We start from the raw sequence: 24,424 nt of genomic DNA, 5'->3' as shown, positions 1-24,424 counted from the left end.
GGCGGCTATCATACCCCGCTAATCGATCCCGCGCAGAACGGAGTGACCCAATGACACCTTTTAGCCTCGTTTACCCCCTGCATGTCCTTGCCGCTCTGGTGTGGGTCGGCGGCATGTTTTTCGCCTGGATGGTCTTGCGCCCTGCGGCTGTGAAGGCGCTGGACGGCCCCGCTCGCCTGACCCTGTGGGTGGAAGTGTTTCAAGGTTTTTTCCGTTGGGTCTGGGTCGCGGTGATCCTGTTGCCGATCAGCGGCGTGGGCATGTTGCATCTGCAGCAGGTCGGCTTCGAGACCGCGCCGAAGTATGTGCAGGTGATGATCGGTTTGTATGTGGTGATGACGGCGCTGTTCATCCGCATTCAGGGGTTGATGCTACCGGAGTTACGCACGGCGGTTGAGGCGAAGGATTGGCCGGCGGGTGCGGCAGTGCTGGGGCGGATTCGTCGGGTGGTGGGGCTTAATCTGCTGGTCGGCTTGGTGCTGGTGGCGGTGGCGGCGGCGAGACCGATGCTCTGAATCGCACTATTTTTCTGCTGTGAACACAGTTGTGGCGAGGGGATTTATCCCCGCTGGGCTGCGTAGCAGTCCCGCTTTTGATTTTTAGAGCGGGGCCGCTTCGCGACCCAGCGGGGATAAATCCCCTCGCCACATAATTTCACTCACCAAAGATCTTCACTCACCAAAGCATTTTATTGATCAGAGAGTGGGTCGCAGTTTTAGAGCCGTTGCACGGTAACCGAACCCGCCGCTCCCTCCGGCCCCGGCTGGCCATCCACGCCGGCCTTGCCGTTCTTGCCGCCATCTGCGCGGTACACCAGGCAGCCCTTGGATTTGCCGCCCTTCCCTGCTTTCCCACCGACACCCGCCGGGCCGCCGGCACCGCCAGCCACGTTGACTTTGATCAGCTCGACCGGAAAATCCCGTGGTACGGCGAGGCGCACCAGCGCACCCGGCGCGCCTGGCTGGCCATCGCTGCCGTCACTGCCATCGGCACCGTGGCCGGCCGAGCCATAGGTGCAGCCCGGATCTTCGCCGTTGCCGCCGTCGAGGCCGACGAAACCCGGCGCGCCCCTGCCGCCACGGGCATCGACCGTCAGTTGCGGCGCGCTCAGGGCCTGGAATTGCAGATTCAGATTGCGCCCGGCCCGGGCCGCTTTTTCATAAGTGCCGGGGGCGCCGCGTGCGGTGATCTGGCTGCCCTCGCTCAATTCAGCGCGCTTGACCTTCACTTCCAGCGCTTGTTCAGCCGGAACGATGGCGATGCGCGCTTCGTGGCCGAGGCGTAGTTCATCGATGTTCAACTCAGTCACGTTGGACGGGATCAGCAAGGTGCCGTAATCGGCGACTTCCAGCTTCTCCAGTTGCAGCGTGCTGGTGGTGTTGGGCAAACGCATCAGCGAATTGCTTTGCACATTGACCACCTGGGCGCAGGCCAGTGGACTGATGAATGCAGCGAGCAGGCAAAGTTTACGCATGGGAAGAAGCCTCCGGAGCGGCCGGGGCCGGGATGGTTTGCAGGTGGAAAACGCCGAACAACAGGATGCGACCACGATCACGCCAAGGGTGCGGACGGCCCTTGAGGCTGCGGTTGCACAGCAGCACTTCGAGTAAATGAATCAGCAACAACAGAGCACCGGCCAGATTGACCAGCAGATGCAGCGGATGAACAAACGGCACCAACTGATTGGCCAGTACCACGCAGCAGAACAGCAGGGTCAGCAAACGCCCCAGCCCCCAGAACACCTTCATACGCTCCCCCGTGTTGCGAATTATTCTTTGCACGCACAGTACCGGCTTCTGCGGGGGATAAGCCAGAGGGAAAAATGAAATTTGTGCAAACGCCGAGGAAATGGCTGCCGGGCCGACAATTTCGACCCGGCAGCTCTAGCCTGCGCACCACAGAGGTTTCCTACCGATTGATGTGCAGCTCGACCCGGCGATTTTCCGCGCGGCCTTCATCGCTCGCGTTGTCGGCCACCGGTTCACTCTCGCCCCGACCTTCGCTGGTGAGTTTGTTCGGCGCCAGGCCCTGGCTCAGCAGGTACGCCGCAACAATGCTCGCACGGCGTTCCGACAATGCCTGGTTATAGGCGTCGGAGCCTTTGCTGTCGGTGTGCCCGATGACTTTGATGCTGACCACATCGGCATTGCGCAGCTTGTCCATCAAGGTATCGAGCTGGGCTTTTGCCGCTGGAGTCAGATCAGACTTGTCGAAATCGAACAGCACATTGCCGGCGTCACTCAAGGTGATCACTTCGGTTTGCGGCGCCGGTTCGACCGGTTTCCCTGCGACTGGATACTGCGGCCGCGGACAACCGCGATGATCGACTTCGGTATTTTCCGGCGTGTCCGGGCAACGGTCGCGGCGGTCAAACACGCCGTCGCTGTCCTCGTCGCCATCCTGGGCGTAACAGATCAGCCCGCCGGTGACGATACCCAATGCCGCGCCGCCGCCGGCCCAGCCGGCACTTTCAATGGCGCCAAGACCGCCGCCGACCAGGCCGCCAAGCAGGCTGCAGATCGGCCACGTACGTTGATTGAGGGGGGCGGTGCCATCGCTGTGAGTGGCACAACCGGTGAGCAAGCTGCCAAGCAGCAGCACCGGCATGACGGACCTTGAGAAAACACGCATTTGTGAACGCTCCTGTGTACCGGCCCATACCGGTTACACAGGAGTAAAGACCCGCATCCGCGACTGCACAAGCCGCGGATGCGAGAGGGGCTAGCGGACGATTTTGATTTCGGTGCGACGGTTCTGTGCACGACCATCGGCCGACTTGTTGTCAGCGACAGGCTGGCTTTCACCAAGGCCCGACACCGAAACGAAGCTGGCACGCGGCACGCCCTGCTGGATCAGGTATTCCACCACCGAGTGCGCACGCCGATCCGACAGTTTCTTGTTGTAGGCATCGCTGCCGACACTGTCGGTGTGACCGGTCACGGTCAGTTGCGCGGTAGAGGACTCCTGTTTCAGGCGATCGGCGACCTTGTCCAGCACTTGCTTGTCAGGGCCGGTCAGCGTGGCTTTGTCGAACTCGAAATGCACATCACGAATGACGATGGTTTCTTCCTTGACCACTACCGCTTCTTCGACCACTGGCGCAGGCGTCGGCGGCGGGCAACCGTCAGCATCGACCTGCACGCCTTTTGGCGTGCCTGGGCACTTGTCACGACTGTCCGGCACACCATCGCCGTCTTCATCGCCATCGCCGTGCACCCAGCAATAGGCCGCTGCCGTGCCGCCGACCAGCAGCGCACCGTAGCCGGCCCACGAAGCGCTTTCAGTCGCGCCGAGACCGGCACCGACCACACCACCGACCGCCGCACAGGTCGGCCAGTCGGTTTTCTGCAAACCTGCACAACCAGTCAACACACTGGTTAGCAGAACCAAGGGTAATGCTGTCCGAACTATGCTCATCTAGTTTTCTCCTGAGGGATCGGCTTGAAACCGATTCAGGGAGTAAAGACCGGAGTTTTAATCTCCGCCAGCAATAGGCCACCGCTGTTTGCGACCGTGTTCACAGGGGTTTGCCTCTTTTGGCGAAAACCGCCGCCACCGGGAGCTTTGCCGACGCGGTCTGGCAGGCTAGTCTTGGCGGTCTGACTGAGGAGCTTCGATGAACGCCGCCATTTCTTCGCGCACGCCACAACAAGCGTTGGCCGCTTTGCTGGATCGCTACGCCCCGGCCCGTCTGCTGCTGATCGGCGCCAGCGAATTTCCCGCGTTGAGCGCTTTCAAGGACGCGCACCCCGGCACCGTGGTCGCCCATGCCGCACCCGGCGCACTGCCGGCTGAGCTGGCCGCGCAACGCTTCGAGCTGGCGCTGGTAGTCGATTGCCTGGAACATTTGCCCAAGCGCGATGGCCTGAATCTGTTGGGCGGCATCCGCAATCTCAACGCCAGCCGCATCGCGGTGCTGGCGGATCTGGCAGCCAGCGGCTGGCAGGAAACCGATTTCTATTCGCTGGCCCTGCAGGCCAGCGAGCGCTTCCAGCGCGAAGAGCAGGTGCTGACCCTGTTCACCTACGATCTGCTTGACTACAAACAAGTGCCCGACTGGCTCAATTCACGCTTCTGGGCCAATCCGGAAAACTTCGGGAAATACTGGTGGTAATGCAATGAGTACAGCCATTTGCCCTTGCGGCAGCGGCAATCTGCTGGACGCCTGCTGCGGCCCATATCATGACGGCCACCCGGCACCGTGTGCCGAAGCCTTGATGCGCTCGCGCTACAGCGCTTATGTGCTGGGGCTGATCGACTATCTGGTGGCGACTACCCTGCCCGCCCAGCAAGCGGGATTGAACAGGCAATCGATCAGCGACTGGAGTGCCCAAAGCACCTGGCTTGGCCTTGAGGTCGAGAGCTCGGAAGTGTTCGGCGGCCAGCCGGAACACGCGTTTGTGACTTTCACCGCGCGCTGGCACGACAGCCAGGGCGAGCACAGCCATCGCGAGCGCTCTTCATTCGTGCAGAACGCCGGGCGCTGGTATTTCATCGATCCCACGGTGCAGATGAAGCTGGGACGCAATGACGGATGCCCTTGCGGCAGCGGGCAGAAGTTCAAGAAGTGTTGTGCGGGTTATTTCGGCGCTTGAGCTGAAGATCAAAAAATCGCAGCCTTCGGCAGTTCCTACACAGGATTTGCGTTCACTCTGTAGGAGCCGCCGGAGGCTGCGATCTTTTTAGGTCTAGACTGGCACCAAAGGGAGTAACACCATGCTTGGTCGCCGGCGCACATTACATTGTCTGCTGTTGATGCTGATCGTAAACCTCGGCGGCTGTGCCTCGTGGTTCAGCGATGACAGCGTCGAGCCTGCCGTGCATCTGGTGAAAGTCGAGGTGGTGCGGGCCAAGCTGCTTGAGCAGAAATTCATCCTGCACTTTCGCGTCGACAATCCCAACGACAGCGACCTGACCGTGCGCGGCCTCGAATACCGGATTCACCTGGCCGACATGCTGCTCACCGAAGGCGAGCATGAGCACTGGTTTACCGTCGGGCCAAAGCGCAGCGCTTACCTCAAAGTGCCGATCCGCACCAACCTGTGGCCGAAGATCAAACAGGTGGTGAAGTTGCTGAAAAATCCTGGTCAGCAGATTCCGTATCGATTGCAGGGGGAAATGGAAACAGGTTTATTCATCGCCCACTACGTGCACCTTGAGCGCAATGGCGTGATAATCCCCGCCGATCTAACTCCGGAGTGACCTCGATGACCCAGCAACCCCATGTCCATGGCCCTGACTGCAACCACGATCATGACCACCATCACGATCACGACCATGGCCATGTCCACGGCCCGAACTGCGGCCACGCCCACCAGGAACCGGTGCGCAACGCCCTGAAAGACGTCGGCCGCAACGACCCTTGCCCATGCGGCAACGGCAAGAAATTCAAGAAGTGCCACGGCGCTTGATGTCACTGGCGAAGGTCTTCTTCGCCTGACACACCGCTTTCGCGAGCAGGCTCGCTCCCACAGGGATCGCGTTTCATCTGAAGAAATATGGTCACTGTGGGAGCGAGCCTGCTCGCGAAGGCGGCGGCGCCTCCACTACAAAACTTCAGCCTGCCGCCAAAACCTGCACACTACTGACCACCGTCGCATATTCCCCATGCAGATTCCCCAGCGACATCCCGTGCACCTCTTCCGCTGTTCGCGGTGTGCCGAAATAATCGGCCTTGTCGAAGGTAAAGCACGCATCCTCCGCCACCCACGTGTCGAACCCCAGATTGCCTGCGGTGCGCGCCGTTGATTCAACCGAGTTATTGGTCGCGACACCGACGATGATCAATTGCCCGATCCCAGCCTCACGCAACTGAGCTTCCAACCCACTGGCGCAAAACGCATCCGGCACCTGTTTCTGAATCAGCCATTCACCCTCCTGCGGCGCAAAGCGCGGTTGAAACTCCACTCCGTCCTGCTCCGGCCAGAACACCGAATCAGGTGAGCGCGACAAGTGCTGCACGTGAATCACCGGGCGCCCGCTCCGGCGCCAATGCGCCAGCAACGCAAGCATTCGCTCTTCGGCCTGAGGATTATTCCGCCGCCCCAGACGTGGATGCAGGATGCCTTTCTGCTGGTCAATGATGATCAGCGCAGTGTTGCTTTGAAGCTGCATAGCGATCTTTCTCCTGACAGGTCTTGGGACTTGTTCCGTAGTTCAACATCAGGGCTTTCCCACAAGCAACCGCCACAGCCCTGACCGATCAGCCGACAACTGCACAAATAACCGCTCGCCCCGCTTGCGCGGCCCTCGCGCCGTCACTAACGTAGCGGCTTTATTGCGCCCCCAGCCTTATACCCCGCAGGAGCTTCGCCATGGCCTCGCCAGCCCTTACACATTTTCTTCCCCGGTTCGGCGTTGCCGCAGCAGTGGCCGGTGTCCTCGGCCTGTCCGGTTGCCAGACCTGGAACGCCCAGGACAGCCTGCCGCCGACCTCCGGCGTGCAACCGCTCAAGGGCCTGGCGCAGAACGTGTCGGTGCGGCGCAATGCGATGGGCATGCCGTTGATCGAAAGCAACAGCTTCCATGACGCGCTGTTCAGCCTCGGCTATGTCCACGCCAGCGACCGCATCAACCAGATGGTCACCCTGCGCCTGTTGGCTCAGGGCCGGTTAGCGGAAATGTCCGGCGCGTCGATGCTCGATGCCGATCGCTACATGCGCGCGGTCAATCTGAAGAAAAGCGCCGGCGAGCTGTACAAGGCCTCGTCGCCACGGCTCAAGCGCTTCTTCGAGGTCTATGCACGGGGCGTCAACGCCTACCTGTTCCGCTACGCCGACAAGTTGCCGGGCGATCTCGCCGCCAGCGGTTACAAGCCCGAATACTGGAAACCGGAAGATTCGGCGTTGATTTTCGCCCTGCTGAATTTCAGCCAGTCAGCCAACCTGCCGGAGGAAATCCAGTCGCTGGTGCTCGCGCAAACCGTGACCACTGACAAACTCGCCTGGCTGAGCCCGTCAGCACCCGATGAAAACCTGCCAGTGGCTGAAGCCGATAAGCTGCAAGGCCTCAAGCTCAACGGGCAGATTCCGGGGCTGACGGAATTGAGCAACGCCAGCCAGCAACTGTCGGCGCTGAACCTGCTCGCCACGCCGACTGCGAACAATTGGGCGATCGCCCCGCAACGCAGCCGCAGCGGCAAGAGCCTGCTGGCCAGCGATGCGCACGGGCCGCTGGCCGCACCGTCGCTGTGGAGTTTCGTGCAGATCCGCGCGCCGAAATATCAGGCGGCCGGCGTCACGGTTGCCGGTCTGCCGATGGTGCTCGGCGGCTTCAACGGCAAAGTGGCGTGGAGCATGACCAGCGTGCTCGGCGATAACCAGGATCTGTTCCTCGAGAAAATCCGCCGTCAGGGCAGCAGCCTCACTTATGAAGTCAACGGCAAATGGCAGCCGCTGGGTGTGCGCAACGAAACCTACTTCGTCAAAGGCGAGCGACCGATTCGCGAAGCCGTTTACGAAACCCGCCACGGCGCGCTGCTCAACAGTGCCCAGGCAGCGGCGCAAGGCAGCGGTTTCGGCCTCGCCCTGCAGACGCCAAGCTTCACCGACGACAAAACCCTGGATGCCTTTTTCGATCTCACCCGCGCGCAGAACGTCGAGCGCGCCTCGGACGCCAGCCGCGAAATCCGCGCCATCACCCTCAATCTGGTATTCGCCGACGCAAGCAATATTGGCTGGCAAGTCACCGGGCGCTTCCCCAACCGTCGCGAAGGCGAAGGCCTGCTGCCCTCGCCGGGCTGGGACGGTCGCTACGACTGGGACGGTTACGCCGACCCGATGCTGCACCCCTACGATCAGGACCCGGCACAAGGCTGGCTCGGCACCGCCAACCAGCGCGTCATCCCCGACGGCTACGGCATGCAGTTGTCGAAATCCTGGGCGGCACCGGAGCGCGGCGAACGCTTGGCGGAAATGGCTGGCAGCGGCAAGCACGACAGCCGCAGCGTGATCGCCATGCAGTACGACCAGACCACCACTTTCGCCACCAAGCTGAAAAAAGTCTTCGAAGCACCGGGGATGAAGCAACCGCTGAAACAGGCGATCGACGCCCTGCCGGACGCCGAACGCAGCAAGGCTCACGAAGCCTTCACACGCTTGATGGCGTTCGACGGCAAGCTCAGCCCGACCTCGGCGGATGCGGCAATCTACGAGCTGTTTTTGCAGGAAAGCATGAAGCAGACCTTCCTCGACGAACTGGGGCCTGAGTCGAGCCCGGCGTGGAAGGCCTTTGTCGCCAATGGCGACCTGTCCTACGCGGCGCAGGCCGATCATCTCTTGGGACGTGAGGACAGTCCGTTCTGGGATGACCTGCGCACGCCGCAGAAGGAAGACAAAGCGGTGATTCTCGCCCGTAGCCTCGCTGCGGCGATTACGGCTGGCGACAGTCAGTTGGGCGGCGATCACCGCGCCTGGCAGTGGGGCAAACTGCACAGCTATGCGTGGAAAAACAGCAACGGTCAGACTGTGCGCGGGCCGCTGGCGGCTGGTGGCGATCACACCACGCTGAACGGCTCGGCGTTTGCCTGGGGCCAGGACTTCGTCACCACGCGCGCGCCGTCGATGCGCTTTATCGTCGACTTCGGCCAGAGCGAACCGCTGATGGCGCAGAACGGTACGGGGCAGTCGGGCAATCCACTGAGTCCGAACTACCTGAACGGGATCGATGCGTGGCTGAAAGGTCAGTACATCGGCTTGCCGATGCAGCCGCAGAACTTTGACCGGGTGTATGGCAAGGCCCGCTTGACCCTCACCCCCGGCAAGTAAACGCAGTTCCCCCTGTGGGAGCGAGCCTGCTCGCGAAGACGGCGGCACAGTCAGAATTGATGTGTCTGGTAAACCGCTTTCGCGAGCAGGCTCGCTCCCACATTGGCTTTGCATCCCCCTTAAAGCCGATCGAACTTCCAGCTTCACGCCCGCCTCATAGTTAACAAGCCCCCCATTCCGGTCACGACATGGATCTTGTTATTGCCCGACCTGAAGGTCTCTACTGCCCCGCCGGGGATTTCTATATCGATCCGTGGCGGCCGGTCGAGCGTTCGGTGATCACCCATGCCCATGGCGATCACGCGCGCACCGGTAATCAGCACTACCTGTCGAGCAGCGCCAGCGCCGGGATTCTGCGCGCGCGTCTGGGTCAGGACATCCAGTTGCAAACCCTCGACTACGGCCAACGCCTGACCCACCACGGCGTGACCTTGAGTTTTCACCCGGCCGGGCATGTCCTCGGTTCGGCACAGGTGCGGCTGGAATACGGTGGCGAGGTCTGGGTTGCATCGGGGGATTACAAGGTCGAGCCGGACGGCACCTGCACCCCATTCGAACCGGTGCGCTGCCACACCTTCATCACGGAATCGACCTTCGGCCTGCCGATCTATCGCTGGCAGCCGCAGGCGCAGATCTTCGCCGAGATCAATCAGTGGTGGGCGGCCAACATCGCCGCCGGCAAGGCCAGCGTGCTGTTCTGCTATTCCTTCGGCAAGGCCCAGCGGATTCTCCATGGCATCGACGAAACCCTCGGGCCGATTCTCAGCCACGGCGCGGTCGAGCCGTTGAACCGGGTCTATCGCGATGCCGGCGTGTACCTGCCACCGACGATCTACGCCGGCGACGTGAAGAAAAGCGATCCGATCATGCGTCAGGCGCTGGTCATTGCGCCGCCGTCAGCGGGCGGCAGTACCTGGATGCGCCGTTTCGGCGAGTTCAGCGATGCCTTTGCCAGCGGCTGGATGCGCCTGCGCGGAACCCGGCGGCGGCGCGGCGTCGATCGCGGTTTCGTCCTTTCCGACCACGCCGATTGGCCCGGTCTGCTGTGGGCGATCAACCAGACCGGCGCGGAACGGGTGATGGTCACCCACGGCTCGATCGGTGTGCTCGTGCGCCATTTGCGCGAACAGGGCCTCGATGCACAAGGCTTCACCACCGAATACGGCGATGACGAAGACGACAACATCGCCACCGAACCCACCGTCGCCGAGACCTCCCCATGAAAGCCTTCGCCGAGTTATATGCCGAACTCGACGCCACCACGTCGAGCAACGCCAAACTGGCGGCGATGCAGGCGTACTTCGCGCAGGCCGCGCCACAAGATGCCGCATGGGCGGTGTATTTCCTCTCCGGTGGCCGGCCGCGACAACTGGTACCGGTGCGCATCCTCCGAGAGTTGGCGGTCGAAGTTTCGGGACTGGAGCCGTGGTTGTTCGAAGAAAGCTATCAGGCCGTCGGCGATCTGGCTGAGACCATTTCTTTGGTGCTGCCGGAAAATTCGCACAGCTCCGAGGCCGGTCTTGCCGAATGGATCGAAGACAAGCTGCTGCCACTGCGCGGTGAAACCCCGGAATATCTGGCGCGGCAATTGCCAATGTTGTGGGCGCAACTGGATCGGCCGAGCCTGATGCTGTGCATCAAGCTGATCACAGGGAGTTTCCGCGTCGGCGTGTCGAAGTTGCTGGTCACCCGCGCTCTGGCGTCGATGGCCGGCCTCGACAGCAAGCGCGTGGCCCAGCGTCTGGTCGGTTACACCGATCTGTCGAACCGTCCCAACGCCGCCAGTTACCTGAAACTCATCGCCCCGGAATCCGCCGACGAACATGCCCAGCGCGGCGGTCAGCCCTACCCGTTTTTTCTCGCCCATGCCTTGGCGCAACCGGTGGAGGAATTCGAAGCATTGCTCGGCCCGGCCAGCGACTGGCAGGTGGAGTGGAAGTGGGACGGCATCCGTGCGCAAGTGGTCAAACGCGACGGCAAGCTGTGGGTGTGGTCGCGCGGCGAGGAACTGGTGACCGAGCGCTTCCCTGAATTCGATGTGCTGGTGCACGGCTTGCCCGACGGCACGGTGATCGACGGCGAAATCGTCGTGTGGAAGAGCACCCATCCAACCACCGAAGATGCCTTCGATCCGCAATCCGATGAGCCGCCGGCCGTGCAACCGTTCGCCCTGCTGCAACAACGCATCGGTCGCAAGACGCTCGACAAGAAGATTCTCGAAGAAGTGCCGGTGGTGGTGCTCGCCTACGACCTGCTGGAATGGCAGGGCGAAGACTGGCGCAACCAGCCGCAGGTCAAGCGCCGGGCGCAACTCGAGGAAGTGATCGCGCGCTGCAACAGCCCGGTGCTGCTGCCCTCGCCGGTATTGACCGGCGAAGACTGGCTCGACCTTGGCCGCCAGCGCGAAGCGTCACGCAAACTCGGCGTTGAAGGCATGATGCTCAAGGCCCGCGATTCGCTATATGGCGTCGGCCGCACCAAGGACATGGGCGTGTGGTGGAAGTGGAAGGTCGACCCGTTCAGCGTCGATGCCGTGTTGATTTATGCCCAGCGTGGACACGGCCGCCGCGCCAGTCTGTACAGCGATTACACCTTCGCCGTGTGGGACGGCCCGCCGGAATCCAGCCAGCGCTCGCTGGTGCCGTTCGCCAAGGCGTATTCGGGGCTGACCGATGAAGAGATGCGCCAGGTCGACAGCATCGTGCGCAAAACCACGGTGGAAAAATTCGGCCCGGTGAGCAGTGTGAAGCCGAGTCTGGTCTTTGAACTCGGCTTCGAAGGCATCGCCCTGTCGCGCCGGCACAAGAGCGGCATCGCCGTGCGTTTTCCGCGCATGCTGCGCTGGCGCAAGGACAAGACCGTCGAAGAAGCGGACAGTCTCGCTACCCTGCAAGACTTGCTCGCCTGATTCATTCTCGACACATCGCAGAACCCTGTGGCGAGGGGATTTATCCCCGCTGGGCGGCGCAGCGGCCCCCAGCAATTTCCCCCTGAAATCGTGCACTCAGGTTTTTGCGCCTGCTGCGCAGCCGATCGGGATAAAGCCCCTCGCCACAGTTTCAACTGCTCCGAGCTACGCGTTTGATCCAAAACAGTGCATGCAAACAGCAATGCCCGTTTCCGTGCATTCAACTACCCTTGCCTCTCTGCACTCGACCTTTTAAAACACCTGTTCGGCACTCTGGTTCGGAAATTGCTACTTTCTACAGGTCGTAAGCGTTGCAGTAACAATAATTCTGCGCCACAAGCGCTCATATTGGTTCTTAGGGATTGAATAATGAAAAAAGCATTGCTGACCCTTTCTGCACTGGCGTTGTGCATTTCCGCCGGCTCCGCGCTGGCCAAGGAATACAAAGAGCTGCGCTTTGGCGTTGACCCTTCGTACGCACCGTTCGAGTCGAAAGCGGCCGACGGCAGCCTGGTCGGGTTCGATATCGACCTGGGCAACGCGATCTGCGCCGAACTGAAGGTCAAGTGCAAGTGGGTCGAAAGCGATTTCGACGGCATGATTCCGGGCCTCAAGGCCAACAAGTTCGACGGTGTGATCTCGTCGATGACCGTGACCCCGGCCCGCGAGAAAGTCATCGACTTCTCCAGCGAACTGTTTTCCGGCCCGACCGCTTACGTGTTCAAGAAAGGCTCCGGCATCACCGCCGATGTCGCTTCGCTCAAGGGCAAAACCGTTGGCTATGAGCAAGGCACCATTCAGGAAGCCTACGCCAAAGCCGTACTGGACAAGGCCGGCGTGAAAACCCAGGCCTATCAGAACCAGGATCAGGTGTATTCCGACCTGACTTCCGGTCGTCTCGACGCCGGTATCCAGGACATGCTGCAAGCCGAATTGGGTTTTCTGAAGTCGCCAAAAGGCGCCGAGTATGAAATCAGCCAGCCGGTCGACAGCGAGTTGCTGCCAGCCAAAACGGCTGTCGGTATCAAGAAAGGTAACACTGAGCTGAAAGCACTTTTGGATAAAGGTATCAAAGCGTTACACGACGACGGCAAATACGCCGAAATTCAAAAGAAACACTTTGGCGATCTGAATCTGTACAGCGGCAAATAATGCCCCGGCGCCCATCCTCGATGGGCGCCTTTTCCATCCGTTCAGGTTGCTGATTTATGTTTGAAACCCTTCTGCAAAATCTGGGGCTGGCCTCCTTCAGTCTGCAGGGCTTCGGCCCGTTGCTGCTGCAAGGCACCTGGATGACCATCAAATTATCGGCGATGTCGCTGCTGGTCGCCGTGTTGCTCGGCCTGCTCGGCGCCAGTGCCAAACTGTCGAAAGTCAAACTGCTGCGCCTGCCCGCACAGCTCTACACCACGCTGATTCGCGGCGTGCCGGATCTGGTGCTGATGCTCTTGATCTTCTACAGCCTGCAAACCTGGTTGACGTCGCTGACCGACTACATGGAATGGGAATACATCGAAATCGACCCGTTCAGTGCCGGCGTGCTGACGCTGGGCTTCATTTATGGCGCTTATTTCACCGAGACCTTCCGTGGCGCGATCCTCGCGGTGCCGCGTGGCCAAGTCGAAGCCGCCACCGCGTATGGCCTCAAACGTGGCCAGCGTTTTCGCTTCGTGGTGTTTCCGCAAATGATGCGTTTTGCCTTGCCAGGCATCGGCAACAACTGGATGGTCATGCTCAAGGCCACCGCGCTGGTGTCGATCATTGGCCTCGCCGATCTGGTCAAGGCAGCGCAGGACGCCGGTAAAAGCACCTATCAACTGTTCTACTTTCTGGTCCTTGCCGCCTTGATCTATTTGCTGATCACCAGTGCTTCGAACTTCATCCTGCGCTGGCTCGAACGCCGCTACGCCGCCGGTGCCCGGGAGGCCGTACGATGATCGAACTCCTGCAGGAATACTGGAAAGCCTTCCTTTATACCGACGGCCAGAACATCACCGGGCTGGCGATGACGATGTGGCTGCTGACCGCCTCGATCTGCATCGGCTTCATCGTCTCGATTCCGCTGTCGATCGCGCGGGTTTCGCCGCACTTCTACATTCGCTGGCCGGTGCAGTTCTACACCTACCTGTTCCGTGGCACGCCGCTGTATATCCAGTTGCTGATCTGCTACACGGGCATCTACAGCCTCGCCGCCGTGCGCGAACAGCCGATCCTCGACAGTTTCTTTCGCGACGCGATGAACTGCACGATCCTCGCTTTCGCGCTCAATACCTGCGCGTACACCACGGAGATTTTCGCCGGGGCGATTCGCAGCATGAACCACGGCGAAGTCGAAGCGGCCAAGGCTTATGGCCTGACCGGCTGGAAGTTGTACGCCTACGTGATCATGCCGTCGGCACTGCGCCGCTCGTTGCCTTACTACAGCAACGAAGTGATCCTGATGCTGCACTCGACCACCGTGGCGTTCACCGCGACCATTCCCGATATCCTGAAAGTCGCGCGGGATGCCAACTCGGCGACCTTCCTGACCTTCCAGTCATTCGGCATCGCCGCGCTGATCTATCTGACCATTACGTTTGCGCTGGTCGGCCTGTTCCGCCTCGCCGAACGCCGCTGGCTGGCCTTCCTCGGGCCGACTCACTAGCACTGGCTTCAAAAATAAAGAGATAACAATGCGCCACCAGATCCATGACTTGCTGGCCCCGCTGCCGGGGACCGCACGGCAGATTCACAGCTTCCACTTCGGCCCACAGCAGGCCAAGGGCAAGGTTTACATTCAGGCGTCGCTGCACGCCGATGAACTGCCGGGCATGCTGGTCGCCTGGCACCTCAAGCAGCGCCTGGCCGAGCTGGAAGCCGCCGGCCGCCTGCGCAGCGAAATCGTCCTCGTGCCGGTGGCCAACCCGGTCGGCCTCGAACAGGTGCTGATGGACGTGCCGCTGGGCCGTTACGAACTGGAGAGCGGGCAGAACTTCAATCGCTGGTTCGTCGACCTCAGCGAGGAAATCGGCAACGCCATCGAAGGCCAACTCAATGATGATGCGCAGCACAACCTCGAACTGATCCGCGCCAGCCTGCGCAGCGCCCTCGCCCGCCAGACGCCGACCACGCAACTGCAATCCCAGCGCCTGACCCTGCAACGCCTGGCCTGCGATGCAGACATGGTGCTGGACTTGCACTGCGACTTCGAATCGGTGGTGCACCTCTACACCACGCCCGAGGCGTGGCCGCAGGTCGAGCCGCTGGCGCGCTATATCGAAGCGCAGGCCAGCCTGCTCGCTACCGATTCCGGCGGCCAGTCATTCGATGAATGCTTCACCCTGCTCTGGTGGCAATTGCGCGAGCGCTTCGGCGAGCAGTTCGAGATTCCGCTGGGCAGTTTCTCGGTGACCGTCGAGTTGCGCGGCCAGGGCGACGTCAATCACCCGCTGGCCAGCCGCGACTGTCAGGCGCTGATCGATTACCTGATCCAATTCGACGCCATCGTCGGCGAGACCAAACCGCAACCGCCGCTGCCGTACCCGGCCACGCCGCTGGCCGGTGTCGAACCGGTGACCACGCCCGTCGGCGGCCTGCTGGTGTACTGCGCCACCCCCGGCCAATACCTGCAGGCCGGGCAGCAGATCGCCGAAATCATCGACCCGATCCACGACAAGGTCACCCCTGTTCATTGCACTGCCGCCGGCCTGCTGTACGCGCGCTCGCTGCGGCGCATGGCCACTGCCGGCATGGTCATCGCCCACGTCGCGGGCGCCGAAGCCTATCGCAGCGGCTACCTACTTTCGCCTTGAGGATGCTCGTCCATGTACAAACTGACCGTTGAAGGCCTGCATAAAAGCTATGGCGATCATCAGGTGCTCAAAGGCGTTTCGCTCAAGGCCAAGACCGGCGACGTGATCAGCCTGATCGGTGCCAGTGGCTCGGGCAAAAGCACCTTTTTGCGCTGCATCAATTTTCTCGAACAGCCCAATGATGGCGCCATGAGCCTTGATGGCCAATCGATCCGCATGGTCACCGACCGCCACGGCATGCACGTCGCCGACGCCGATGAACTGCAACGCCTGCGCACGCGGCTGGCGATGGTGTTCCAGCATTTCAACCTGTGGAGCCACATGACCGTGCTGGAAAACATCACCATGGCCCCGCGCCGGGTGCTGGGCTGCAGCAAACAGGAGGCCGACGATCGCGCCCGGCGTTATCTGGACAAGGTCGGTTTGCCGGCGCGGGTTGCCGATCAATATCCGGCGTTTCTCTCCGGCGGCCAGCAACAGCGCGTGGCGATCGCCCGGGCACTGGCGATGGAGCCGGAGGTGATGCTGTTCGACGAACCGACTTCGGCGCTCGATCCGGAACTCGTTGGCGAAGTGTTAAAAGTGATTCAGGGTCTGGCCGAAGAAGGCCGGACGATGATCATGGTCACTCACGAAATGAGTTTTGCGCGCAAGGTGTCGAATCAGGTGCTGTTTCTGCATCAGGGTCTGGTGGAGGAAGAAGGCGCGCCGGAAGAAGTGCTGGGCAACCCGAAAAGCGAACGGCTGAAGCAGTTCCTCAGCGGCAATCTTAAATAAGTTGGCACCCAACCCTGTGTGGGAGCGAGCCTGCTCGCGAAAGCGGTTTATCAGTCAACATCAATGTTGAATGTGACATCGCATTCGCGAGCAGGCTCGCTCCCACAGGGGGAATCCACCGACCGACAAAGTTAAACTTGTCCCCCCGCTTCGCTGTCTCTGAAACAACACCTCCAGAGCGCACGCAGCCGGCATGGCGAAATCCCCCGACTTTGCAAAAACCTGGTTCAGCGCTCGCGACTGGAAGCCGTTTGCCTTTCAGAAACAGGTGTGGGCGGCGGTGAAAAGCGGCGAATCCGGATTGCTCCACGCCAGCACCGGCGCCGGCAAAACCTACGCGGTGTGGTTTGCTGCTCTCAACCGCTTCGCCCGCCTGCATCCGCCCGTGGCTACACCGAGCAAACGCAAACCGCCGGCCGAACCGCTGACAGTGCTGTGGATTACGCCGATGCGCGCCCTCGCCGCCGACACTGCCCGCGCACTGCAAAGCCCGGTCGATGATTTGCAGATTCCATGGACCATCGGCCTGCGCACCGGCGACACCAGCAGTAGCGAACGCGCCCGTCAGGGGCGGCGCTTGCCGACAACGCTGATCACCACCCCGGAAAGCCTGACCCTGCTCCTGGCCCGCGCCGATGCGCGCACGGCGCTGTCGAGCCTGCGCATGATCGTCGTCGATGAATGGCACGAGTTGCTCGGCAACAAACGCGGCGTGCAACTGCAACTGGCCCTCGCCCGGCTGCGTCATTGGCAGCCGGAACTGATCGTTTGGGGCGTGTCCGCCACCCTCGGTAATCAATCCCACGCAGAGCAAGTGCTGATCCCACAGGGCGGCGGCGTCAGCGTTCAGGGGCAAAGCGAAAAAACGCTGAAGGTCGACACCCTGCTCCCACCGGCCATCGAGCGTTTTCCCTGGGCCGGCCACATCGGTCTGAAGATGCTGCCGCAAGTGGTGGCCGAACTCGATGACTGCGCCAGCAGCCTGGTGTTTACCAACACTCGCGCGCAATCGGAAATCTGGTATCAGGCACTGCTGGAAGCGCGGCCGGACTGGGCCGGGCTGATTGCGTTGCACCACAGCTCACTGTCACGCGACACCCGCGACTGGGTCGAGCAGGCATTGAAGAATGGTCAACTGAAAGCGGTGGTGTGTACCTCAAGCCTGGACTTGGGCGTGGATTTCTTGCCGGTCGAGCGCGTGCTGCAGATCGGCTCGGCGAAAGGCGTAGCGCGGTTGATGCAACGTGCCGGGCGTTCCGGCCACGCGCCGGGGCGCACCTCGCGGGTAACGCTGGTGCCGACCCACAGCCTGGAACTGATCGAGGCGGTCGCCGCACGCGACGCCGTCGAGCAACGGCGCATCGAGCCGCGCCTGTCACCGCACAAGCCGCTGGATGTACTGGTCCAGCATTTGGTCAGCATGGCCCTCGGCGGTGGCTTTATTCCTGAAGACTTGTACGAAGAAGTCCGCGGTGCCTGGGCTTATCGTGACCTGACAGCGGCGGACTGGGCCTGGGCGCTGGCGTTCGTACGCCATGGCGGGATGTCTCTTACAGCTTATCCGGATTACCGCCGGGTCGAACCGGACGAACACGGCGTCTGGCGTGTGCCGGATGCGCGACTGGCGCGGCGCCATCGCATGAGCATCGGCACCATTGTCAGCGACGCGAGCATCAACCTGAAATTCTGGAGCAAGGGCGGCGGTGGCAAACAACTGGGCAGCGTCGAGGAGGGCTTTATCGCGCGACTGAAACCTGGCGACGGTTTCCTCTTCGCCGGCCGCTTGCTCGAGCTGGTGCGGGTGGAAAACATGACCGCCTACGTCAAACGCAGCACCGCAAAAAAAGCCGCTGTGCCACGTTGGAATGGCGGACGCATGCCGTTATCCAACGAATTGGCCGAAGCGGTGGTGGCGCGCTTCAGCGCCGCTGCTCAGGGGCAATTCAACGGCCCGGAAATGCACGCGTTGCGGCCGCTGCTGGAGACGCAGATACGCTGGTCCGGCTTGCCCACCAGCGAGAATCTGCTCGCCGAAGTGCTGAAATCCCGCGAAGGCTGGCATCTTTTCCTTTATCCGTTCGCCGGGCGTCAGGTGCATCTGGGACTGGCGAGCTTACTGGCATGGCGCGTCAGTCAGCGCCAACCGGTGACCTTCTCGATCGCGGTCAACGATTACGGCCTGGAATTGCTCAGCGCCACGCCGGTGGATTGGGCCGCGCATCTCGACGCGCACCTGTTCAACGCCGATGACCTGTTGCTGGACGTGCTGGCCAGCCTCAATGCCGGTGAACTGGCGTTGCGCCGCTTCCGCGAAATTGCGCGCATCGCCGGGCTGGTGTTCGCCGGGTATCCGGGCGCACCGAAGAGTACCCGCCAGGTGCAGGCGTCGAGTGGCTTGTTTTTCCAGGTATTCAAACAATACGACGCCGACAACCTGCTGCTGGCCCAGGCCGGGGAAGAGGTCCTTCGCGAAGAACTGGATATTCGCCGTTTGGAACAGACATTGGAGCGCATCAATCAAATGAAACTGGACGTGCATCAGGTTAAACGTCCTACACCACTAGGCTTTCCGCTGCTGGTGGAGCGGATGCGCGAAAGCATGAGTTCGGAAAAACTGGCTGACAGGATCAGAAGAATGGTCGGTGACCTGGAAAAAACCGCTGACCACGGTAAATCATCGTGAGCGCGTACCCGGTGCGCTTGGCCGGCGAAGAGTTGTGGTTACTGCCGGAGAAAGCTCTTTACTGGCCAGCGCAGGAGGCACTGCTGATAGCCGACGTGCATTTCGGCAAAGCGGCGGCCTATCGCAGCCTCGGCCAGCCAGTGCCACATGGCACGACCGCGAGCAACATCGAGGCGATTGACGCGTTGCTGGCGCGGTTGCCGTGTCGCCAGTTGATCTTCCTGGGCGATTTCCTGCATGGGCCTGGCTCACATGTCCCAACCACACTCAATGCGCTGGCAGAGTGGCGAGCACGGCACGCGGATCTGCCGATGACGCTGATTCGCGGCAACCACGATAAACGCGCAGGTGACCCACCGGCCTCGTTGAATATCCGCGTGGTGCCCGAGCCGCTATTGCTCGGGCCATTCGCCCTGCAGCATGAGCCCGATGCGCACCCCGAGCGGCACGTGCTCGCGGGCCACGTGCATCCGGTTTATCGATTGCACGGAAGAGGTCGGCAGAGCTTGCGCCTGGTCTGCTTCAGGTTGGGGGAGCGCATCAGCCTGATGCCGGCCTTCGGTGCGTTTACCGGCGGCTATGAGGTCGAGCGCGACGATAGCTGCAAGGTCTTCGTGATCGGCGACAACGAAATATGGCCCGTCAGCTAGATCGCAAATCGATCAGACTGACGGGCCATATTCATGTCAATGGATCAGGCGACAGGCGCCGGAGGCGGTTCGTCCGGCAGCGTAGGCTCGCCTGGTTCGGTCGGTTGTTCGTTGGGAGTATCGGGATCGGGCTGGCCGGGCACGCCGGACAGGCTCAAAGACGGATTCGCCAATAGCGACCAGGCCAGAACGCCTATCTGATTGGGCTCAAGCCTTGCCAGTTCAGCGCTGATTCGCGGGTCGATCTTCATAGGGCACTCCTCAGTGAAGGCCCGAATTCGTGTGTAACAAAAACGGGCAGTACACCCCATAGAGTGTCTGCCCGCCAAAGAATTCCCGACATCCGTCGGATGGTCGATCAGGTACGCGGCAAGGTTACGCCACGCTGGCCCTGATATTTGCCGCCACGATCCTTGTAGGAAACTTCACACTCTTCATCGGATTCGAGGAAGAGCATCTGCGCCACACCTTCGTTGGCGTAGATTTTCGCCGGCAGGTTGGTGGTGTTGGAGAACTCCAGCGTCACGTGGCCTTCCCACTCAGGCTCGAGCGGAGTGACGTTGACGATGATGCCGCAGCGCGCGTAGGTGCTTTTACCCAGGCAGATGGTCAGCACGTTGCGCGGAATGCGGAAGTACTCGACGGTGCTGGCCAGGGCGAAGGAGTTCGGCGGAATGATGCAAACGTCGCTGTGGATGTCGACGAAGCTGCCGGCGTCGAAGTTCTTCGGGTCGACGATGGCCGAGTTGATGTTGGTGAACACCTTGAAGTGGTTGGTGCAACGCACGTCGTAGCCGTAGCTCGACACGCCGTAGGAAATCACCCGGCTGTCGTCGCTGCCGCGCATCTGGCGCTCGACGAACGGTTCGATCATGCCGTGTTCCTGCGCCATGCGGCGAATCCACTTGTCCGATTTGATGCTCATGGCGGGTTTGTCCTGAATAGCGAGGTGGAAAAATTCTGTCCGGCATCTTACCGGGCGCGTCGTCTCGTTCAAAGTGCGCAACGCAATTCTCGGCGAACACCCCGTATTTACGCGATGTGGCGACGAACCGTCGCACCGCCGATCCCTAAAACACAGAATCCTTTGCAAGAAACATTGGCACGTTCCGGAAAAAGGGTTAAGGTGGCGTCACTGTGTTGCTTGTGTCACTGAGAATCTCTACACGATATGTTGAATTTCGATCCAACCATCTACAAGAATTTTTCCTGCTCTTTGCACTCAGTCTCGGCCAGGGTTCTTCCTGAGTCGCAGTTATCTTTGTTCAAGGAGTTACACCATGTCTAATCGCCAAACCGGTACCGTTAAGTGGTTCAACGATGAAAAAGGCTTCGGCTTCATCACTCCACAATCCGGTGACGACCTGTTCGTTCACTTCAAAGCTATCCAATCCGACGGCTTCAAAAGCCTGAAAGAAGGCCAACAGGTTTCTTTCATCGCTACCCGCGGTCAGAAAGGCATGCAAGCTGAAGAAGTACAAGTTATCTAACTTGTAGCTTCTTTAGAAAAGAGCCCCGCCCTTAAAAGCGGGGCTTTTTTGTGGGCGCCTGTTTTTTCAGGCAAAAAAAATCGCAACCCGAAAGGCTGCGATTTTTTGTTTGTGCCTTTACCAGGCCACACCAAACCCAGCGGTATAACGGGTCTTGTTCAGATCCGCATCGTTGGTGCCGCTGATGATGTCGCGCTCGGCCTTGAGGTTGAGCGATGCCCAGTCGGTGACCTTGTAGCGCAGGCCCAGCTCGGCATCCAGCGCGTAATCAGCAACCCCCGAAAGCGGCTTGCCGACTTCGCCATTGGTGAAGAATTCGACCTTCTTGCCGATCAGGTAGCGGTTGTAGTCCCACTTCATCGCGACGGAATAGAAGTTGTCCTTGCTGCCATCGCGATATTCGTAGTCGGTGCGGTTGAGCAACGAACCCAGCGAGAACGCGCCGAGCTCGTCGTCCCAGAACTGGTAACCCGGACCGGTACCAACGACACGCTGGCGCGCCAGCTCTTCAATGTGATCACGCTTGTAGTTCAGACGGCCCTGCCAGAACCACTGATCGGTGAGGAAGCGGTCGAGGGAATATTCGGCGCGCCAGTTGTTGGTGGTGGTTTCCGCATCCTGCACTTCGCGGTTGTATTCACCCTCGGCGGTATGCCGCCAGCGACCATGCCGCGCCGACGTCTTGAACGCAACGTCGTAATCGTCGGTGTCCTTTTCGGCGCGCTGGTAATCCAGGGCCAGATCGACATTGCCCTTCCACACCAGGTCGGTGACGATCGGCTTGGGCTTGAGAATCTGCTGAATGCTCGCCAGCTCGACCGTCTTTGGCGCCTCGCCGTTGGCCAGGGTGACCTTGCCATCGTCGGCCGCCGTCAGTGACTTCGACACTTCGCCGGCATAGGCATCCTGTTTCACCAACAGATGCTGATCGCTGTCGAGGGTCTTGACCTCTTTCCAGTCAATCGCCACCGCACCGGCGTATTTGGTCTGGATCAACAGCTTGCCGCCGTCGAATACCGTGATGGTGCCGCTCAGCTTGTCGCCGTTTTTCAACCAGACGGTGTCGGCAAGCAGGGGCGTGGACGCGCTGAAAACAGCAAGGCACAACAGGGTTCTGGGAAACATAAGCAGATCGGGGGCTCAGAGTTGGCGAAAAAGGTCGGCATTATCCGTAGGATTTTGCCCATGACAAGGACTGACCGGACTATTTCAATTGAGTTCATTTCTCAACTGGACCGCGAGCGTTTACCCTTGTCGCCATCGTCACGCCAATGCTCAGGAGCCGCGTACGTGAAAGACCCGCTCGACAGCGTCGAAAACGATGCGCAAATCCGACGCACGGCACTCTACTCGACGCTCGCTCTAGTGCCCGAAGGCAAAGTTGTCAGTTATGGACAGTTGGCCGAACTCGCCGGACTGGGCCGCGCCGCGCGCTGGGTCGGACGGACTTTGAGTCAGTTGCCCGGCGACACCAAGCTGCCTTGGCACCGCGTACTCGGCGCCGGCGGACGCATCAGTCTGCCGGTCGGCAGCCCCTCCGGTGATGAACAACGTGCGCGATTGCGCATGGAAGGCATCACCGTCCAGAACAATCGTGTGGATATTCGGCGCCATGGCTGGCGTCCGGTAGAGCACAGCGGTTAGAGTGCGCGCTTTGTTTTCGCAATTTTGAGGCAGACTTCAGCCCATGCCCCGTAAAACCTGGCGCGCCGCGCTCGCCGCCTATGCCAGTCCTTCGACGCTCGTGCTGTTGTTGCTCGGTTTTGCCGCCGGCCTGCCGTACATGCTGGTGTTCTCGACGCTCTCCGTATGGCTGCGCGAAGCGGGCGTGGCCCGTGAAACCATCGGCTATGCCAGCCTGATCGGCCTGGCGTATGCGTTCAAATGGGTCTGGTCGCCCCTGCTCGACCAATGGCGCCTGCCTTTGCTGGGCAAGCTCGGCCGCCGCCGTTCCTGGCTGGTGCTCTCCCAGGCACTGGTGATTCTCGGCCTGATCGGCATGGGTTTCTGTGATCCGCAGAAGCATTTGTCCTGGCTGATCGCCATTGCCGTCGTCGTCGCTTTTGCCTCTGCTACGCAAGATATCGCGGTCGATGCCTATCGCCTGGAAATCGCCGATGACAGCCGCCAGGCCGCCCTCGCCGCCAGCTACATGTCCGGTTACCGCGTCGCCGCCCTGCTTGCCACTGCCGGCGCGCTGTTCTTTGCCGAAGGTTTCGGCTCCACCGGCTTCAACTATAAGCACGCAGCATGGACCGGTACCTATGTGCTGTTCGGCGCATTGATGGTCCCCGCATTGCTGACCACGCTGTTCATGCGTGAGCCGCCCGTGCCACTGCGCACGCAGTTGCAGGCCGGGCGCTATACGTTCATGCATCAATTGATGTCGGTGTTCGTGCTGATCATATTGCTGGTGTCGGTACCAGCGATGTTTACCCAGTTGTACAACACCGATTTTGCCGGCGTGCTGTTCGGTGACATGAGCCCGCTCGATCTGCTGCTCGAAGACCGTGCTTTCCTGCGCGCCATTCTCTATACCCTGCTCACCGGGATGTGTCTGTCGGCCATGGGCCGGCGCGGACTGGCACCGGTGCTGACGCCAGTCAATGACTTCATCCTGCGCTATCGCTGGCAGGCGCTGTTGCTGCTGGGCCTGATCGCCACCTATCGGATGTCGGACACAGTCATGGGCGTGATGGCCAACGTGTTCTATATCGACCAGGGTTTCACCAAGGATCAGATCGCCAGTGTCAGCAAGATCTTCGGCCTGATCATGACCCTCGTCGGCGCTGGCATGGGCGGGCTGTTGATCGTGCGTTTCGGCATTCTGCCGATCCTGTTTATCGGTGGCGTGGCTTCGGCGGCGACCAACCTGCTGTTCGTCATGCTCGCGGACATGGGCCCGAACCTGCAAATGCTGGTGGTGACCATTTCCCTCGATAACTTCAGCTCGGGCCTGGCGACGTCGGCGTTCGTTGCCTACCTGTCGAGCCTGACCAACCTGAAGTTTTCCGCAACGCAATATGCCCTGCTCAGCTCGATCATGCTGTTGCTGCCGCGCTTGATGGGCGGCTATTCCGGCGTGCTGGTCGAGAAGTTCGGCTATCACAGCTTCTTCCTCATCACCGCGCTGCTCGGCGTGCCGACGCTGCTACTGATCGCGCTGCACTGGTTCCAGGAACGCCGCCGCGAAGGACAAACACCGACGCCCGAGCCTGCACCGACGCCGGCCACCGAAGAATCGTAGGACGCTTCGCCAATGGCGGGAGGAATCCCGCCGCTGGCGCCTTCCGCCGGCCACACTTCTGTACGTCAGCAAAACTCGCCGGTACACTGCTGCGTCATTTCCAGTCATAGCAA

Annotated in this window: 26 protein-coding genes; 18 read left to right on the top strand and 8 right to left on the bottom strand. The window is 60.9% G+C overall.

All coding sequences use genetic code 11. The features are described from left to right. Positions 1-50: 50 nt before the first annotated feature. A complete protein-coding gene (locus ACZ0AZ_RS15310; RefSeq protein WP_129998833.1) occupies positions 51-515 on the top strand; it encodes a CopD family protein in 465 nt (154 codons plus the stop codon). A 200-nt stretch (positions 516-715) separates the two neighbouring features. Here ACZ0AZ_RS15310 and ACZ0AZ_RS15305 read toward each other — a convergent pair whose 3' ends face one another. The 4 genes from ACZ0AZ_RS15305 to ACZ0AZ_RS15290 all read right to left on the bottom strand — a co-directional run bounded on the left by ACZ0AZ_RS15305 (position 716) and on the right by ACZ0AZ_RS15290 (position 3,417). Further along, a complete protein-coding gene (locus ACZ0AZ_RS15305) occupies positions 716-1,474 on the bottom strand; it encodes a collagen-like triple helix repeat-containing protein (protein ID WP_129998832.1) in 759 nt (252 codons plus the stop codon). After that, a complete protein-coding gene (locus tag ACZ0AZ_RS15300; RefSeq protein WP_016771375.1) occupies positions 1,467-1,748 on the bottom strand; it encodes a DUF1145 domain-containing protein in 282 nt (93 codons plus the stop codon). Before ACZ0AZ_RS15300 ends, ACZ0AZ_RS15305 begins: the two co-directional genes overlap by 8 nt. A 160-nt stretch (positions 1,749-1,908) precedes the next feature. Continuing rightward, positions 1,909-2,631, bottom strand: coding sequence for an OmpA family protein (locus tag ACZ0AZ_RS15295; protein ID WP_463570787.1), 723 nt, complete (start codon positions 2,629-2,631; stop codon positions 1,909-1,911). 90 nt (positions 2,632-2,721) lie between these two features. Beyond that, entirely contained in the window at positions 2,722-3,417 is a 696-nt protein-coding gene (locus tag ACZ0AZ_RS15290) for a PA1041 family peptidoglycan-binding anchor lipoprotein (RefSeq protein WP_024011908.1), read from the bottom strand. A 199-nt stretch (positions 3,418-3,616) separates the two neighbouring features. Between ACZ0AZ_RS15290 and ACZ0AZ_RS15285 the strand changes: the two genes are divergently transcribed. The 4 genes from ACZ0AZ_RS15285 (at position 3,617) to ACZ0AZ_RS15270 (ending at position 5,411) form a co-directional block, all read left to right on the top strand. After that, the gene (locus ACZ0AZ_RS15285; RefSeq protein ID WP_463537670.1) at positions 3,617-4,114 is read left to right on the top strand and encodes a DUF6231 family protein; all 498 of its coding nucleotides are present in this window, start codon (positions 3,617-3,619) and stop codon (positions 4,112-4,114) included. A gap of 4 nt (positions 4,115-4,118) precedes the next feature. Further along, on the top strand, positions 4,119-4,595 hold the full coding sequence (locus tag ACZ0AZ_RS15280; RefSeq protein ID WP_116658542.1) for a YchJ family protein: 477 nt from the start codon (positions 4,119-4,121) through the stop codon (positions 4,593-4,595). Between the two features lie 121 nt (positions 4,596-4,716). Continuing rightward, positions 4,717-5,202, top strand: a complete 486-nt coding sequence (locus tag ACZ0AZ_RS15275; RefSeq protein ID WP_463537669.1) for an LEA/WHy family protein — start codon at positions 4,717-4,719, stop codon at positions 5,200-5,202. Positions 5,203-5,207: 5 nt separating this feature from the next. Further along, a complete protein-coding gene (locus tag ACZ0AZ_RS15270) occupies positions 5,208-5,411 on the top strand; it encodes an SEC-C metal-binding domain-containing protein (RefSeq protein WP_003198420.1) in 204 nt (67 codons plus the stop codon). Between the two features lie 145 nt (positions 5,412-5,556). Here ACZ0AZ_RS15270 and ACZ0AZ_RS15265 read toward each other — a convergent pair whose 3' ends face one another. Next, positions 5,557-6,114 (bottom strand): cysteine hydrolase family protein, encoded by a 558-nt coding sequence (locus ACZ0AZ_RS15265; protein ID WP_463537668.1) that lies wholly within the window; start codon positions 6,112-6,114, stop codon positions 5,557-5,559. Positions 6,115-6,314: 200 nt separating this feature from the next. Here ACZ0AZ_RS15265 and ACZ0AZ_RS15260 point away from each other — a divergent pair, with 200 nt between their 5' ends. The 10 genes from ACZ0AZ_RS15260 to pdeM all read left to right on the top strand — a co-directional run bounded on the left by ACZ0AZ_RS15260 (position 6,315) and on the right by pdeM (position 19,574). Continuing rightward, positions 6,315-8,765: a penicillin acylase family protein gene (locus ACZ0AZ_RS15260; protein ID WP_463537667.1), complete on the top strand. Its 2,451-nt coding sequence runs from the start codon at positions 6,315-6,317 to the stop codon at positions 8,763-8,765. Positions 8,766-8,953: 188 nt separating this feature from the next. Then, positions 8,954-9,988 (top strand): ligase-associated DNA damage response exonuclease, encoded by a 1,035-nt coding sequence (locus ACZ0AZ_RS15255; protein ID WP_024011903.1) that lies wholly within the window; start codon positions 8,954-8,956, stop codon positions 9,986-9,988. Next, positions 9,985-11,673 (top strand): ATP-dependent DNA ligase, encoded by a 1,689-nt coding sequence (locus ACZ0AZ_RS15250; RefSeq protein ID WP_463537666.1) that lies wholly within the window; start codon positions 9,985-9,987, stop codon positions 11,671-11,673. The genes ACZ0AZ_RS15255 and ACZ0AZ_RS15250 overlap by 4 nt, the downstream gene beginning before the upstream one ends. 369 nt (positions 11,674-12,042) lie before the next feature. Beyond that, positions 12,043-12,825 (top strand): transporter substrate-binding domain-containing protein, encoded by a 783-nt coding sequence (locus ACZ0AZ_RS15245; RefSeq protein WP_039762609.1) that lies wholly within the window; start codon positions 12,043-12,045, stop codon positions 12,823-12,825. A 56-nt stretch (positions 12,826-12,881) separates the two neighbouring features. Beyond that, on the top strand, positions 12,882-13,610 hold the full coding sequence (locus ACZ0AZ_RS15240) for an ABC transporter permease (RefSeq protein WP_039762608.1): 729 nt from the start codon (positions 12,882-12,884) through the stop codon (positions 13,608-13,610). Next, on the top strand, positions 13,607-14,317 hold the full coding sequence (locus tag ACZ0AZ_RS15235) for an ABC transporter permease (RefSeq protein ID WP_039762607.1): 711 nt from the start codon (positions 13,607-13,609) through the stop codon (positions 14,315-14,317). The genes ACZ0AZ_RS15240 and ACZ0AZ_RS15235 overlap by 4 nt, the downstream gene beginning before the upstream one ends. A gap of 28 nt (positions 14,318-14,345) precedes the next feature. Continuing rightward, on the top strand, positions 14,346-15,464 hold the full coding sequence (locus tag ACZ0AZ_RS15230) for a succinylglutamate desuccinylase/aspartoacylase family protein (RefSeq protein WP_463570789.1): 1,119 nt from the start codon (positions 14,346-14,348) through the stop codon (positions 15,462-15,464). Positions 15,465-15,476: 12 nt separating this feature from the next. Then, positions 15,477-16,241 (top strand): ABC transporter ATP-binding protein, encoded by a 765-nt coding sequence (locus ACZ0AZ_RS15225; RefSeq protein ID WP_039762605.1) that lies wholly within the window; start codon positions 15,477-15,479, stop codon positions 16,239-16,241. Positions 16,242-16,434: 193 nt separating this feature from the next. Beyond that, positions 16,435-18,924, top strand: coding sequence for a ligase-associated DNA damage response DEXH box helicase (locus tag ACZ0AZ_RS15220; protein WP_463570791.1), 2,490 nt, complete (start codon positions 16,435-16,437; stop codon positions 18,922-18,924). Continuing rightward, positions 18,918-19,574, top strand: a complete 657-nt coding sequence (pdeM, locus tag ACZ0AZ_RS15215) for a ligase-associated DNA damage response endonuclease PdeM (RefSeq protein ID WP_463571025.1) — start codon at positions 18,918-18,920, stop codon at positions 19,572-19,574. The genes ACZ0AZ_RS15220 and pdeM overlap by 7 nt, the downstream gene beginning before the upstream one ends. A 44-nt stretch (positions 19,575-19,618) precedes the next feature. Here the strand turns inward: pdeM and ACZ0AZ_RS15210 are convergent, their stop codons facing one another. Further along, positions 19,619-19,825, bottom strand: a complete 207-nt coding sequence (locus ACZ0AZ_RS15210) for a hypothetical protein (RefSeq protein ID WP_039762600.1) — start codon at positions 19,823-19,825, stop codon at positions 19,619-19,621. Positions 19,826-19,932: 107 nt separating this feature from the next. Continuing rightward, positions 19,933-20,499, bottom strand: a complete 567-nt coding sequence (gene dcd, locus ACZ0AZ_RS15205) for a dCTP deaminase (RefSeq protein WP_007940589.1) — start codon at positions 20,497-20,499, stop codon at positions 19,933-19,935. Positions 20,500-20,854: 355 nt separating this feature from the next. Here dcd and ACZ0AZ_RS15200 point away from each other — a divergent pair, with 355 nt between their 5' ends. After that, positions 20,855-21,064: a cold-shock protein gene (locus ACZ0AZ_RS15200; RefSeq protein WP_002554837.1), complete on the top strand. Its 210-nt coding sequence runs from the start codon at positions 20,855-20,857 to the stop codon at positions 21,062-21,064. Between the two features lie 117 nt (positions 21,065-21,181). Here ACZ0AZ_RS15200 and ACZ0AZ_RS15195 read toward each other — a convergent pair whose 3' ends face one another. After that, the gene (locus ACZ0AZ_RS15195; protein ID WP_129998819.1) at positions 21,182-22,189 is read right to left on the bottom strand and encodes a DUF481 domain-containing protein; all 1,008 of its coding nucleotides are present in this window, start codon (positions 22,187-22,189) and stop codon (positions 21,182-21,184) included. Positions 22,190-22,354: 165 nt separating this feature from the next. On the opposite strand from ACZ0AZ_RS15195, the gene ACZ0AZ_RS15190 reads away from it, so the two are divergent. Both ACZ0AZ_RS15190 and ACZ0AZ_RS15185 read left to right on the top strand, forming a co-directional pair. Next, the gene (locus ACZ0AZ_RS15190; protein WP_463537665.1) at positions 22,355-22,708 is read left to right on the top strand and encodes an MGMT family protein; all 354 of its coding nucleotides are present in this window, start codon (positions 22,355-22,357) and stop codon (positions 22,706-22,708) included. A gap of 43 nt (positions 22,709-22,751) precedes the next feature. Beyond that, positions 22,752-24,311: an AmpG family muropeptide MFS transporter gene (locus ACZ0AZ_RS15185; protein ID WP_039762596.1), complete on the top strand. Its 1,560-nt coding sequence runs from the start codon at positions 22,752-22,754 to the stop codon at positions 24,309-24,311. Positions 24,312-24,424: the final 113 nt, after the last annotated feature.

Source organism: Pseudomonas sp. AC239, from assembly GCF_979258545.1.
Note: the sequence above shows the minus strand (reverse complement) of the source record. Positions and strands in the feature narration are given on the sequence as shown.